At 69.8% G+C, this 13,743-nt stretch carries 11 protein-coding genes; 7 read left to right on the top strand and 4 right to left on the bottom strand.

All coding sequences use genetic code 11. The annotated features are described in order from the left end of the window. From QSK22_RS30215 to QSK22_RS30200, 4 genes are all read right to left on the bottom strand, one after another. Nucleotides 1–1,181, bottom strand: a 1,181-nt coding sequence (locus QSK22_RS30215; protein WP_285497858.1) for a site-specific integrase, incomplete at its 3' end; no start/stop codon positions are given. Next, nucleotides 1,182–1,445, bottom strand: coding sequence for a helix-turn-helix domain-containing protein (locus tag QSK22_RS30210; RefSeq protein WP_285497857.1), 264 nt, complete (start codon nucleotides 1,443–1,445; stop codon nucleotides 1,182–1,184). A 511-nt stretch (nucleotides 1,446–1,956) separates the two neighbouring features. Further along, nucleotides 1,957–2,874, bottom strand: a complete 918-nt coding sequence (locus QSK22_RS30205) for a TRM11 family SAM-dependent methyltransferase (protein WP_285497856.1) — start codon at nucleotides 2,872–2,874, stop codon at nucleotides 1,957–1,959. Further along, the gene (locus QSK22_RS30200) at nucleotides 2,871–3,737 is read right to left on the bottom strand and encodes a hypothetical protein (RefSeq protein WP_285497855.1); all 867 of its coding nucleotides are present in this window, start codon (nucleotides 3,735–3,737) and stop codon (nucleotides 2,871–2,873) included. Before QSK22_RS30200 ends, QSK22_RS30205 begins: the two co-directional genes overlap by 4 nt. Before the next feature lie 628 nt (nucleotides 3,738–4,365). On the opposite strand from QSK22_RS30200, the gene QSK22_RS30195 reads away from it, so the two are divergent. The 7 genes from QSK22_RS30195 (at nucleotide 4,366) to QSK22_RS30165 (ending at nucleotide 13,551) form a co-directional block, all read left to right on the top strand. Next, nucleotides 4,366–4,677 carry a pilin gene (locus QSK22_RS30195; RefSeq protein WP_285497854.1) on the top strand — a complete coding sequence of 104 codons (312 nt, stop codon included), beginning with the start codon at nucleotides 4,366–4,368 and terminating at the stop codon, nucleotides 4,675–4,677. Beyond that, entirely contained in the window at nucleotides 4,674–6,359 is a 1,686-nt protein-coding gene (locus QSK22_RS30190) for a TrbL/VirB6 family protein (RefSeq protein WP_502872387.1), read from the top strand. The genes QSK22_RS30195 and QSK22_RS30190 overlap by 4 nt, the downstream gene beginning before the upstream one ends. After that, on the top strand, nucleotides 6,356–7,336 hold the full coding sequence (locus tag QSK22_RS30185) for a PrgI family protein (protein WP_285497852.1): 981 nt from the start codon (nucleotides 6,356–6,358) through the stop codon (nucleotides 7,334–7,336). Before QSK22_RS30190 ends, QSK22_RS30185 begins: the two co-directional genes overlap by 4 nt. Nucleotides 7,337–7,467: 131 nt before the next feature. Further along, nucleotides 7,468–9,180, top strand: a complete 1,713-nt coding sequence (locus QSK22_RS30180; protein ID WP_285497851.1) for a VirB4 family type IV secretion system protein — start codon at nucleotides 7,468–7,470, stop codon at nucleotides 9,178–9,180. Nucleotides 9,181–9,449: 269 nt separating this feature from the next. Then, a complete protein-coding gene (locus tag QSK22_RS30175) occupies nucleotides 9,450–11,657 on the top strand; it encodes a type IV secretory system conjugative DNA transfer family protein (protein WP_285497850.1) in 2,208 nt (735 codons plus the stop codon). Continuing rightward, nucleotides 11,654–12,568, top strand: coding sequence for a replication-relaxation family protein (locus tag QSK22_RS30170; RefSeq protein WP_285497849.1), 915 nt, complete (start codon nucleotides 11,654–11,656; stop codon nucleotides 12,566–12,568). Before QSK22_RS30175 ends, QSK22_RS30170 begins: the two co-directional genes overlap by 4 nt. After that, a complete protein-coding gene (locus tag QSK22_RS30165) occupies nucleotides 12,568–13,551 on the top strand; it encodes a C40 family peptidase (RefSeq protein WP_285497848.1) in 984 nt (327 codons plus the stop codon). Before QSK22_RS30170 ends, QSK22_RS30165 begins: the two co-directional genes overlap by 1 nt. The last annotated feature ends 192 nt before the right edge of the window (nucleotides 13,552–13,743 follow it).

Here is a 13,743-nt window from a genome sequence, read left to right as displayed (position 1 = left end):
TCGAGGCAGATGGTCGCCTCCCCGGCCTCGGTCTTCGGCTTGCCCTCGAAAGTTTCCGATCCGATCTGGGTGATCTGCCACCGGATCGTGACCGTCCCGTTGTCCAGGTCCAGGTCGCTCCACCGCAAGCCGCACGACTCGCCCCGGCGCAGGCCCCGGAAGGCGATCAGGTGGTACTGCGCATACAGTCGGTGACCGCGGGCGCGGTCCAGGAACCGCTTGGTCAACGCCGGTGTCCACACCATCACCTTGGAGGGGCGCGGGGCGCCGATGTAGGCATCGAGGCGGTTGATCCGCTCCCCGATCCGCTTGTGCGGTTCGAGCCGGGACTGGCGTTTGCGGCGCGCGTTCATCTTCTCGATGTGCGCGGCGAAGTCCTTCTCCCATGCGGCGATGCGTTCGTCGGTCCACACCAGCGCCTTGGGCGCCTTGCCCGAGGGGAGCTCCACCAGGGACGCGGCGTTCACTTCGATCAGCCGTTCCCGGACCGCCCTGTTGAGCGCGGCCCGAAGCGTCGCCCGGATCCGCTGCTTGGTGGCAGGCCCGACCACCCGGCGCCCCTTGACCTTGGCTCGCAGTGTCGGGTCGCCGGATTCGCGTGCCCGGGTGATGGTCTCGTTGAGCTCATCGATGGCGTCGAAGACGCGTTCCACGTCGCGGACACAAAGCCGGTCCAGGCGGATATGGCCCAGGTGCGGGATCAGATAGAGCTTGATGTGGTTGGCGTAGCTACGGCGGGTCCCCTCCCGCAGGTTCCTGCGCCCGGCCAGCCAGGACTCCAGGTACTCCCCGACCGTGACCGACCGAGCGAGATCCTGCCCGGTACGGATCTTCCGGCGGACTTCCTCTGGTGCCGGGAGAGTCTTGGTGGCACGGACGGTCGCGACGATCAGGTCAGCGATCCGGATGCGCGCCGCCTCGTCGTCTCCGGCGACGGCCAGCAGCTCCTTGGCCTGGTTCAGCTCCGCCTCTGCGGCATCCTGGGAGGCGAACCCGCCGCGACGCAGCGGCGCGCGCCGGTCCCCTGCGGCGGTGAGCGGAAGCTCCAGCTGGTACCTCCACGTCCCATGCGCGGTGTTCCACCGGCCGTCGCTGCGGCGTAGCCGGGGACACCGGCGCCCCAGGAGCTTGCCCGCCTCGTCACGACAGCCACAGGCCTTGAACGTGCTTCCCCTGGCCATTCAACCTTCTCCCTGGTGTGGTGAGGGCTGCCCGTCCGACGGCTGGTCGAGGAGAAGATTTATGGCGAGGCCGAGGGCGTTGAGCAGGTCGGCGGTGCGCACCCGATAGCCGCGCCCGACCCGCATTACCCGGCACGGGAACCGTCCGGTACGGGCGAGCTGGTAGGCCGTGGTGCGGCCGATGCCGAACGCACGCCCTGCGGTGACCAGATCGACCACGGCAGGCAGCGAACGGATTTCCGCCGGTGTCAGCCCGGGCTTCATCGCACACCCCCGGCATGACAGGTCTGCTCGACGCACCCCGCCGCTCGGTCGCAGCGTGCCGACTGTGACCAGACAGTGCCGCGCGCACAATGGCCATGGGCCTTCTCCAGCGGAACAGAGCCATCCCGGCGGTCGCGGCCACCGGCCCCAGCCCGCGGGCGTGGGTGTCGGCGGCCGGTCATGCCGGTGCGCCGGTATGCACGCTCATCTCGTCCGGGCCGGTCAAGCCCATCGCCGGCGGGCGCGCAGTGGACGACGGCGCGGCAAGGACGTGCGCATTGGCTCCGCCCTGGAAGAGAGGTCAAGAGCTGGTCCTGCCCATAGGGAAAGGTGCGCAGTTGCGTTCGTGGGGCGGCACTGCGGTCTGCGCAGCAGGCGTGACGTTGGCTGCGGCGCCTGGCCCACTTGCACTGCCCGAAGATGCCCAACTGCAGCCGTTCGACCTCCTCCTCAACCCAGGTCCGAAGGGGCCGGCCAGCAGGGCCGGTGCTGCGTCGGCTGTTGAGGTCGTTCACCGTGTCTCCTCGCTGTTTACGCACCTGGTCTTGTCTTGCGTGTTGCCATCGCGCCTTTCGGCGGCGCGTTGGAACAGCAGAAGGTCTTCGTGGGCGGTGATGCAGGCGGGGATGCCTTTGTCACGGGCGCGGCGGGTTTCGAGCATCTGGAAGAACGAGGCCCGGGTGACCAGGCCGCCGTCCCGTAGTCCGGCGAGCAGGGCCGCGTGGCGGTCGACCAGCGTCAGCCCGTGCTTGTGAGCGGTACCGATGACCAGGCCGGGAAGGTCGATCAGCTCACCGCGCATGCGGATGGGGCGGACGGTGACGGCGACGACGCCGGACGGCCGCAGAAGCCGAGTGGTGGCGGCCAGAATGCGCCCGAAGCCGTCCAGCAGTTCGGGCATGCTGCGATGGGCGAGGTTGCCGCGGTCACTGGAATAGCGGTGGTTCCACTTGGTGACCGGACCGCCATCGCCATCGCGATGGCCGGACCGGACGTGCCCGTGCGTATACGACCCGTACGGCGGTGAGGTGAGCACCAAAGCAGCCTTGCCTCGCAAGGGCAGATGGGCGGTGGCGATGGTGCGGGCATCCCCGATGGCGAGCTTGACGGTCCCGGTGGCGCCCTGCCGCTGGGCGAGCAGCACGTTGGCCGCGGCCATCTGCGCCCAGTGGGGCTCGTACTCCATTCCGGCTGCGTCGCGGCCGAGGTGGATCGCCTCGACCAGCGTGGTGCCGATCCCGCACATCGGATCGACCACCAGATCCCCCGGGGCGGTGAAGGCTTCGATGACCTGGGCGGCGATGGCCGGGAGCATCTTGGCCGGGTGCCGCATCGATTCACGGGTGTAGCGGCCTCGACGCTGGATCCGAGAAGGCTTTTGCCCCGTCGCCAGAACCGATACCAGCCCGACCCCCTGGGATGGACTCATCGGGCTCCCCCACCCCGAGGCTTCTGCAGCAGGCAGACGTCGGCGTGCACGCGGACAGCCGGTGGCAGGGCACGCGAGCCGACCTGGCGTAGCTCGGCGAGGTCGGCGGGGCCGGCCTGCACCACCAGGCGGTCCCCCTCGACCGGGACCCGCAGTGCGATGACGTGCTGGACGTAGCGGAACCCCAGCCCTTGGGCCTGGCGGATGAGACGCGGCGCCGGATCGACCAGCCGGTTGCCCTCGTATCGTGCGGTGGTGATCAGCGCCAGCACCCCGCCCGGACGCAGCACCTTCCACGCCGCTGCCAGGAACACCCCCAGTTGCTCGCTGCCGAGCATCCACACCTCGGCGCGGCAGGCCGGGCATTCGCGGTCGCCCCTTCTCTTGGGGACGCCGCCGGTTTCGTAAGGGGGTGGGGCCGCGAGAACCAGGCCGACTTCGCCCAGGTGGTCGGCCAGGCCGCGGGCCATCTGGTCGGGGCGGCACGGTCGCATCGCCACCCGCCTCAACCGGTGCTCAGGCAGCGCGGCGCGCAGATGGGAGCCGATGTGCCGGGCGAGTGGGAAAAGCGGCACCAACGCCAGACCACGCCGGTTGAGCTCGGCCGCGGCGACCAGGGTGGCTTCGCTGGCCGTGAAGGCCTCGACGACCACGTCGCCTTCGCGCGTGCACAACGAGATCAGATGCCGGGCGAGTTCGCATCCGACGTACTGATGGTGCCGCGCGCAGATCTCAGCGGCGCGTGATGTGGCGCTGCGTGCCGTGGCGCCGCGTGGCGCCGGGACGGTGGACGGTTTGCTGTCGCGGTCGGGCTGGGTGGCGTGGTCCGAGCACAGCCATACCGTGAGCGGCAGCATCCGCAAGGACTGGTCCTGGGTGCCGGGGCTGCTTCGGCGGCCGTTCGGGTTGGACGGTACGTCGTTCATGTGCTGGGTGACCCGCGACGGTCACCCGATCCCCTGTGCACCCATGAAGCACCGCCGTGCGGTCCGGTTTTCGCACTGCGAGTGGGTCAAGACTCGGCAAAGACAGCCTGCCGTTGGTGTTGCTCCATGGTTAACCGCGAACGTCGGACGCGGCTGCCCCACACGGTCATCGGCGGCGAGGTGGCGGCCGCAGATGGTCAAGGTTCGGCAATCTTTGACGACCGGCGCGTGAATGCCGGGGGTTGAGTCGGTGCTTCATGGGTGCCAGTCGAGATCACGGGCCCGGTACGGCCCGGGCGGACGGTTCACCCGGTCCCCGCCGTGCGTATCCCGTCATCTTCACCTGCCCTCGATGAGGAGGACACCCAGACCCGGGCCGTGCCGGTACCTGTGTTCTCGCCTGGCAGTCGTTCATTCCGTCATCAGATTCGGAGACGCTGCCATGAGCATCAGCAACGGCCCTCACCCCACTCCGACACCCTTGGCAGGGCCCGACGCGACGCAGTCTGACGCATCGCGTGCGCGGTGCGAGAGTGCCGGCCGACGTCGGCGGATAGCCGCCTCGTTGCTGTGGACGACCGGATGTGCGGCCACCTGTCTGGTGGTGCCGACCGTCGCCGAGGCCAGCACATTGCTGGCGGAGGCGCATTCGCTGAGCCAGGTCATCACCAACCTGCGCAACGTGCTCGTCGGCCTGCTGGTAGGACTGGCGACGCTGTTCGCCACGATCGGAGGCGTCCGCTACATCCTGGCCGGTGGTGACCCCGGAGAGGTCGAGGCCGCCAAGAAGACGGTGCGTTACGCCGCCATCGGTTACAGCGTCGCGGTGCTGGCGCCGGTGCTGGTCAAGCTGCTGCAGAGCATCGTCGGCCAATGAAACCTCACACGCCCATTCACTCGATCGGGCGTGTGGTCCCTCGCACCGTCCCGAGTGCAGCACGGCTGCTGGTGGTGCTGTTCCTCGCTCAAGCCGCCGTCCTGGGACACGTCGTCGGGGCGAGCGCCGCCGATACCCCGTCCCCGTCACCGGACCCATCGGCGACCACACCGACTCCAACAGCTCCAGTTCCAACGGCGCCGGGATCTGCGGCGCCGTCTGCTCCGATCTCGAGTTCGGGTTCGGCCGGGCCGTCCTCAGCGACCCCGACGCCCGCTCCGCCCGATGCTCCCCCGCAGACCACACGTGGGAACGATGGCGATGAGGAATGCGGGTTCGTCGACATCGCCTGCAAAGCCGAGCAGGCGGTGAACGGTTGGTTCCGAAAGCTGGTGTCCTCCGCGACCAAGCCGATCTTCGGTCTGCTGCGTTCCACAGTGCTGGGGACTCCGGAGATCGATTCGCCGGACATGGCGCGGGCCCGGAACCTGTGGGGAACCTCGCAGACGATCGCCAACACCTGTTACGTCCTGCTCATCACCCTCGGCGGCATGGTGCTGATGGCCGGGCAATCCCTTCCCGGCGGGGAGCTTGCCCCACGAGAGGTGTTGATCCGGTTGGTGGTGGCGTTCGTGGCCTCCAACCTGAGCCTGGTCGTCATCGGATACGGGATCACCTTCGCCAACGGGTTGGCCACGGCGTTCCTGAGCAGCGCGGAAACGAAAATCGACCCTCGCGTGCTGGCCGACGTGGTCGCGGCCAACGTCGTCGCACCCCTGAAGTCGACCCAGCCGTTCGCCACGCTGCTGGCCTTGGTCGTCGTCGTGCTGGTGCTGTGCCTGGGCTTCATCTACGTCGTCCGTGTCGCGATCACGATGGTGCTGATCGCGGCGGCCCCGTTGGCGTTGATGTTCCACGCGCTGCCGATGACCGACGGGCTGGCGCGGCTCTGGTGGCGCGGCATCACCGGAATCCTGGCCATCCAGGTCGTCCAGTCGCTGGTGCTGGCCACCGCTTATCAGCTGCTGTTCACCCAGGCCGAAGGCGGCGGGGGCTCGGCGCTCGGGCTTCCCACCCGCAACGAGCTCATCGATCTGCTGCTGGCGATCGCGTTGCTGTGGGTGATGATCCGCGTGCCGGGGTGGGTTGCCCGCACCGTCTGGCAGCCGGCCCAGCCGCGGACGCTCGGCCGACTCGTGAAGAGCTTTCTGATCTACCGCACTGTCGGCTTCCTGGGCGCCATGACCAAACGCGGCCTGTCCAGCACGACACGACACCGCCCGCCGCCTCGTCCTCAGCGCCCGTCACCCGCAATCACCCGGCGCCCCCCTCAACCGCCGCCCACATTCCCCCCGCCGCCCGCACCTCCACCGGCACCGCCTCCCACACCGCCGCCGACCGAACAACCCACACCACAGCAAGGAGGCCAACCGGTGCAGCTCGAACTGCCCATTCCCACCCCGCACAAGCCCGTCGCCAGACGGCCGGCGCAGCTGGCCCTGCCGATTCCGACCGTCCGCGTCCCGCGTCCACCGGCTGCGAGCGCGTCTTCGGCCGCTGCCGCGCGGCGACCTCGGGTGCGCTCCAGGCAGCTGATGTTGCCGGGCATGCCCAAACGGCCCGTGCCGCACCGGCAGCTACCGCTGTGGATCGAGTCGCCCAGGAACAGGAGAATGCGGTGAGCAGTCACGACCAGTCCTTGTCGGCGAAGATCCCCGCAGACGTGGAGCGCCCCGACAAGATCATCTACGGCCTGACCGCGCGGCAACTGGCGATCCTCGCCGCTACCGCGGCCGTCGCCCTGTGGCTCTACATGGCTGCCGATGGCCGGCTGCCGTTCCCACTGCTGATCGCCCTTGTTCTCCCAGTCGTAGCCGTCGGGATCGTGCTGGCGGTCGCCCGGCGGGACGGGATGAGCCTGGACCGGCTGGCTTTGGCCGCCCTGGCCCATGCGCGCCTGCCCGCGGCCCGAGTGGCAGTCCAGGAAGCGGTGCAGCCTCCGCCCTCATGGTGCCGGATACGCGGACGCCTCCCCGCTCCGCTGCGGCTGCCGGTACGCGCTGTGCGCGAGGACGGCGCCATGGAACTCGCCGACGGCAGGACCGCCGTCATCATCCGTGCCGGGACTCTGCCGTTCGGGCTGCGGACAACCGGCGAGCAGGCCGCGCTGGTCGCGGCGTTCGGGCGCTGGCTGAACTCGTTGGACGCCCCCGTCCAGATCCTCATTCAGGCCCGTCCGGTCGATCTGTCGGGCCTGGCCGCAGCCATCATCGAGACCGCCGGGGATCTTCCCGACCCGGCGTTGGAACAGGCCGCCCGCGATCACGCCGCGTTTCTGGACGAGCTGGGCGCCGCACACGACCTGCTCGTCCGAGAGGTCCTCATCGTGATCGGCGACACCACCAACCAGCAGCAGGCCGGCCCTCGTCTCTGGAGGAGAGCAGGTAGGCAACGCGCCGCCCGGGATGCGGGCGCGGCTGTGGCGTTGCGGCGCGCCGACGAAGCGGTCCGCTCGCTCCGCGCGCTCGGGATCGCCGCCGAGGTGCTCGACGCCGCCGCCTGTGCCGGTGTTCTGGCTGAGTCGCTATCCCCAAACGAGTGTCTTCCTGTGGATAACGCCGGCCCCGGAGAAGTGATCACTGCCAAGGAGGACTTGTGATACCACGATCTTCCTTCAGCCGCATCGCCAGGGCGCTCCGGCGCTCAGATGATTTCGGCAACACCCCGGCTCCAGAGGATGGAGCTGCGCGGGCATTCGGTCCCTCGGCATTGCGGGTGAACGCCAGGTCGGTGGAGCTGCCAGGCGAAGTGTGCGCCTCATTTGCCATCGCCGGGTACCCGCGGGAAGTCGGCGCGGGGTGGTTGGAGCCACTGCTGACGTATCCGGGACGGCTGGACGTGTCCCTGCACATCGAACCGATCCCGCCGCTGGTCGCCGCCCAACGCCTGCGGCGGCAACTGGCCCGGCTGGAGTCGACGTCCCGCGCCGACGCCAACCGGGGCCGACTGGCTGACTTCGCGGGCGAGGCCGCCGCCGATGACGCCGCCGAACTCGCCGCCACCCTCGCTCGAGGCCACGGCCGCCTCTTCCGCGTCGGCCTGTACCTGACCGTGCGCGCCGCCACCCATGCCGACCTGGACGACCAGGTCCAGCAGGTGCGGGCGCTGACCGCATCGTTGTTGCTGGACGCGCAGCCGACCACGTTCCGAGCATTGCAGGGATGGACGACGACGCTGCCGCTGGGGACCGACACGGTGAACGTGCGACGGGCCTTCGACACCAGCGCACTCGCCGCCGCTTTTCCGTTCTCCTCCCCTGACCTGCAACCACAGCTCGCCGACACTCCGGTGCTGTACGGGTTGAACGCCTACTCCTCGGGTGTCGTGGTCTGGGATCGGTACGCCTGCGACAACTACAACTCGGTCACCATCGCCCGCTCCGGCGCCGGCAAGTCGTATCACACCAAACTCGAAGTCCTCCGCCTGCTCTACCAGGGCGTGCAGGTCGCAGTGGTCGACCCCGAGGACGAGTACCGCCGCCTCGCCGAAGCCGTCGGCGGAACCCACATCGGGCTCGGCGCCCCCGGCGTCTACTTCAACCCCTTCGATCTGCCCGCCACCGGCGACGAGGACACCCTCGTCCGCCGCGCACTGTTCCTCCAGACACTGGTGGCCGCCATGCTCGGCGAACCGCTCAGCCCGACCATGCGGACGGTGCTGGACCGCGCCGTGATCGCCACCTACGCCGCGGCCGGAATCACCTCCGACATGCGCACCTGGAAACGCCGCGCCCCGCTCCTGGTAGACCTGGCCGCCCAGCTCGACCTCGCCGCCCAATCGGGCGACACCGAGGCGGCCGATCTCGCGGCGCAGCTCGCACCGTACGTGACCGGCTCCTACCGGAGCCTGTTCGCCGGACCGACCACCACCCGCGCCACCGGCCATCTGGTCGTGTTCGCGCTGCGTGATCTGCCCGAGGAGACGCGGCCGGTGGGGTTGCTGCTGGCGTTGGATGCGATCTGGCGGCAAGTCACCGACCCCGCCGACCGGCGCCGCCGACTCGTCGTGGTCGACGAGGCGTGGACCCTCATGCGCGAAAGCGAAGGCGCGCGGTTTCTCTACAAGCTCGCCAAGTCGGCGCGCAAGTATTGGACGGGCCTGGCCGTCGTCACACAGGACGCCGCCGACCTGCTCTCCTCTGACCTCGGACGGGCCGTGGTAGCCAATTCCGCGACGCAAGTTCTGCTGCGCCAGGCGCCCCAGGTCATCGACGAGGTCGCCGAAGCGTTCGACCTCACTGACGGTGAGAAGGCCTTCCTCTTGGCGGCGAACCGCGGCGAGGGCCTGCTCTGTGGTACGGGGGCAGGCTGCGATCGGGCGGCCTTCAGCGGCATCGCCAGCGCTCGCGAGCACATCTTGGCGACCACCGACCCCGCCGAGCTCGCAGACGCCGCCTCGAGCCCGCTCCCGGTGTCGCGAGCCCAGGAAGGCGGGCCTCGATGAGGTTCAATCCCTCTTCCAGGTCCGATGGCCCCTGGTGGGACCTTCCGACCGAATTGCTGCGCAACCCTGAACGACTCGCAGACCTAGCGGCCGCCTACGGCCCGGTCATTCTCGCGAGCGTCCTCGCCGCAGCGGCAGCGGCAACTGCGGCGCGGTCGCTACTGTGGCGATGGCAGAACCACCGCCTCGCGCACGGCGCGCGGCTGATCGAAATCGCGGTTCCGCCCAAGATCGAAGACAGCAGCGCCGCGGCCTGGTGGTCGCACCTGGTGGGACTCACCGCCCCCGCTTGGAAACGCCTCGTCTTCGGCCAGCCGCATCTGACCTTCGAATACATCGCCGACCACAACGGCGTCCGCTTTCAGATCTGGGTCCCCGGCACCGTCCCCGACGGTCTGGTGGAGAAGGCGACCCTGTCCGCTTGGCCCGGCGCCACACTGACCACTCGCCCCGCCACGCCACCGATCCCGCTCGACATGGCCGCTGCGGCCGGTGGCCGTCTGGTGCTCGGACGTCCCGACTCCTTCCCCCTGGCCACCGACCACGCCTCCGACCCGCTGCGGGCACTGCTCGGCGCGGCGTCCGGACTGGCCGAAGGTGAATACCTCGCGGTGCAGGTGTCCGCCCGTCCCGCAACCGGGCGACGCCTGCGCCGCGCGTACCGAGCCGCAGCCACACTCCGCACCGGCGGTTCCACCACGGCCAGAGGCGTGCTGTTCGACCTGCTCACCCCCGGCATGACACCAAATCGGCGAACGGGCGAGATAACGCGACACTTTCCCGAGCGTGCCGAGCAGGTCCGCGCCATCCTCGGCAAGGCCGCACACCCCCGCTACGCCGTGCGGATCTGTTACGGCGTCGCGACCACTCGCCGCCACGGCGAGGAAGCGAAAGCCTGGCTGAGGGGCTACGGCCACGAGATCGCCTCCACCTTCGCCCTGTTCACCTCCAGCACCCAGTTCCTGCGCCGTCGACGGCTCCCCTCACCTCTCGTGCACTTGGCCGCCCGCCGCCTCGACCGCGGTTTCCTGCTGTCGGTTCCCGAGCTGGCCGCCCTCGCCCACCTGCCGCACGATCTGGCGGCGCCCGGGGTGACCCGCGCGGGCGCCCGCCCCGTCGCGCCTTCCCCCGCCGTCCCCACCTCGGGCCCGGGGATCCGGGTGCTCGGCGACGCCGAGGCCGGCGCGGCCCGGCCGGTCGGCCTCGCCGTCGCCAGCGCCCGGCAGCACGTCCACGTGCTCGGGCAGACCGGGGTCGGCAAGTCCACCTTCCTGGCCAACCTCGTGCTGGCCGACGCCGAAGCCGGCCGCGGCGCGCTCGTCATCGACCCCAAAGGCGACCTGATCGCCGACGTCATGGACCGCCTCCCCGAACGGGCGATCGGTCGAACGGTGGTGTTCGACCCGGACGCGCCCGGGAAGCCGCCGTGCTTGAACGTGCTGACGGGACAGGATCCGGCGTTCGCCGCCGAATCGATCGTCACCACCTTCCGCCGCTGTTTCCCCTCCGCCTGGGGCCCCCGCCTGGACGACCTGCTCCGGTCGGCCTGCCTCACCCTCGTCCGCGTCAACGGTGCCCGCGCCACCCTCGGGGACATCCCGCGGCTGCTGGTCGACTCCCCCTACCGGGCGCGGGTCACCGCCAGGCTGACCGACGAGCTGCTGCGCGGGTTCTGGGCCTCCTACGACGAGTTGACCCCGGCCGCCCGCGCTTCGGCGATCAGCCCGGTGATGAACAAGCTCCGCGCCGTACTGTTGCGGCCGTTCATCCGCGACACCCTCTCCGGTGGCCAGTCCACCGTCGATCTGGCCCGCCTGCTCGACACCGGCGGACTGATCCTGGCCCGGCTTCCCAAAGGCGTGCTCGGCGAGGACGCCGTCCGGTTGTTCGGGTCGCTCCTGCTCGCGCACACCTGGCAGGCGATCACACCACGCGCGCAGCAACCCGAACACGAACGACGTGACGCCGCGGCCTACATCGACGAGGCGCACAACTTTGTGAACCTGCCGGGTTCGGTCAGTGACATCCTCGCCGAGGCCCGCGCCTACCGTTTCAGCCTCGTCCTGGCCCACCAACACCTGTCTCAGCTGCCCAAGGACCTGCGTGAGGCGGTGTCCGCCGATGCGCGCAACAAGATTTACTTCGCCGCTTCCCCCGAAGATGCCGCGGATTTGTCCCGCCACACCGCGCCGCTGCTCACTCCGCACGACCTGTCCCACCTCGGCGCCTTCCAAGCCGTCGGACGGCTGATGGACGGCAACGCGCCGACTCCGGCGTTCACCTTCCGCACCCGGCCCCTGCCCGACCGCATCCCCGGGCGCGCACGCCAGGTCCAGCAGGCGTCCTACGAGCAATTCGTGGCCACCGCTCCCGAGCGCCACATCCCCGAGGTCAGGCTCCGCGACCTCTCCACCGAGCCCGGCGCCGGCCTCCCGGCCGACGAGTGCCCGCCACCCAAGGATGAGGAGCTTGCATGACTCGACCGACGAAGGCCGTCCACCGCCTGCGCGGGTCGCAGGTGCGTCCGCCGAGGATGACGCCGGAACTGGTCGCCGATCTGGCCTACCGCCTCACCGAACGCGACCGCGCCATCCTGACCCTGGTGTGGGAGCACAAAGTGCTCACCACCGACCAGATCACTGCCATGTTCTTCCGCACCGCCGAACGCGCCCGGCAACGCCTCGGCCAGCTTTACCGCCTCTATGCGTTGCAGCGGTTCCGGCCCTGGAGCCCTGTCGGGTCCCGCCCCTGGCACTGGGTCCTCGGCCCCGCCGGCGCCCACGTCCTGGCCGCAGCGCGCGCAAAAACCGTCCAGGAGTTCGGCTACCGACAGGCCGACGTCACCGCCATCGCCCTTTCGCCTCGGCTCGGGCACCAGGTCGGCGTAAACGACTTCTTCGCCCACCTGCACGCGCACGCCCGCCGCCACACCGACGGCACCAGCCTGGACGAGTGGTGGTCCGAGCAACGCTGCGCCACTGTTTGGGGTGACCTCGCCCGCCCCGACGCCTTCGGCCGGTGGACCGAGCCCGGCCCCGACGGCACACCGAACACCCTCGACTTCTTCCTCGAACACGACACCGGCACCGAACCCCTGGCACGGGTCACGGCCAAACTCGGCCGCTACGCCGACCTCGCCGAAAGCACCGGCACCACCACACCCGTCCTGTTCTGGCTGCCCAGCCCCAAGCGCGAGGCCAACCTCCACCAACGGCTCGGCACCCCCGAGATCCCGGTCGCCACCGCCGTCCACACCCCCACGACCTCACCCGAAGGACCAGCCGGACCGGTATGGCAACCGACCGGCACCCACGGCCCCCGGCAACGCCTCGCCGCTCTAGCGCAGGTATGGGGAACCACCCGAGGCCGTCGCCCCGAGACCTCCTGATGCCGCTGCTCATCGGTGCAGTGGTCGCCCTGCTCATGCTCGCGGCCGTGTTCGTCGCGGTGTTCGGGGTAGTCCTGCCCGGCTCCGGGCCCGGGGAAGCCGCCTGCCAGCCGTCCCCGAGCCAGACCGTTGCCGGGATCCCCGCCGCCTATCTCGTCCTGTACGTCAAGGCGGGCCGGCAGTACGGCATCGGATGGCACATACTCGCCGCCGTCGGCAAGGTGGAGTCCGACCACGGACGCGGCCCCGGCTCCGGAATCAGATCAGGCACCAATGAGGCGGGGGCGGCCGGGCCGATGCAGTTCATGCCCGGCACCTGGGCGGCCTTCGGCGTCGACGGCGACCACGACGGCGACAAGGACATCTACGACCCCGCCGACGCCATCCCCAGCGCCGCCCGCTACCTCAAGCACAACGGCGCACCCCGCAACATGCGCAAAGCCCTCTTCCGGTACAACCACTCGAACGCCTACGTCAACACCGTCCTCCGCCAGGCTCACACCTACGCCCAAGCGAGCCGAACCAACCAGGGACAAGCCATGGACATAAGCGAGGCGTGCGGCGAGGCCGGCCTACCGTCAGGATGGTCGGCACAGGCTCCCGGCCCAGCAGCAGCCAAAGCAGTCGCATTCGCCCACGCCCAACTCGGCAAGCCCTACCTATGGGGCGCCACAGGCCCCAGCGCCTTCGACTGTTCCGGCTTGACTTTCGCCGCCTACCGTCACGCCGGAGTGGCCATCCCGCGCACATCCGGAGAACAGTGGAGACGAGAGCCGCACGTCCGCCAAGGCCACGAACAACCAGGCGACCTGGTCTTCTTCAACTCCGGCCCCGGAACCTCCACCACCAACCCCGGCCACGTCGGCCTCGTCATCGCCCAAGGCAAGATGATCGCCGCGCCGCACACCGGAACAGTCGTCCAGATCCAGTCCTACAACCGCCGCACCCTACTAGGCTTCGCCCGCCCCACCCTCGACCGTTGAACGTGCCTCGAAGCAGGGGCCTCGCGGCGCCAGTGCGGCATGCTCGCCGTCCGGCAGGTCGAAAGCGCCCGCGTGGCCGGGCCGGTACATCACCCAGCCTCCCGTCATGCGCGAGGACCTGGCAGGCCCAGATGCGCACGCGCGGCTGGTCTATCACTGGACCGCCCCGGAAAAGTTGGAGGCCGGATTGCA

Origin of the sequence: Actinomadura sp. NBRC 104425 (assembly GCF_030269545.1) — a bacterium.
In the GTDB taxonomy this organism is placed as follows: Bacteria; Actinomycetota; Actinomycetes; order Streptosporangiales; family Streptosporangiaceae; genus Spirillospora; species Spirillospora keratinilytica.
Note: the sequence above shows the minus strand (reverse complement) of the source record. Positions and strands in the feature narration are given on the sequence as shown.

Bases quoted from the DNA above. Each gene is read 5' to 3' on its own strand.
- QSK22_RS30170 (WP_285497849.1), top strand. From the start codon at position 11,654: ATGACTCGACCGACGAAGGCCGTCCACCGCCTGCGCGGGTCGCAGGTG.
- QSK22_RS30205 (WP_285497856.1), bottom strand. From the start codon at position 2,874: ATGAGTCCATCCCAGGGGGTCGGGCTGGTATCGGTTCTGGCGACGGGG.
- QSK22_RS30165 (WP_285497848.1), top strand. From the start codon at position 12,568: ATGCCGCTGCTCATCGGTGCAGTGGTCGCCCTGCTCATGCTCGCGGCC.
- QSK22_RS30210 (WP_285497857.1), bottom strand. From the start codon at position 1,445: ATGAAGCCCGGGCTGACACCGGCGGAAATCCGTTCGCTGCCTGCCGTG.
- QSK22_RS30190 (WP_502872387.1), top strand. From the start codon at position 4,674: ATGAAACCTCACACGCCCATTCACTCGATCGGGCGTGTGGTCCCTCGC.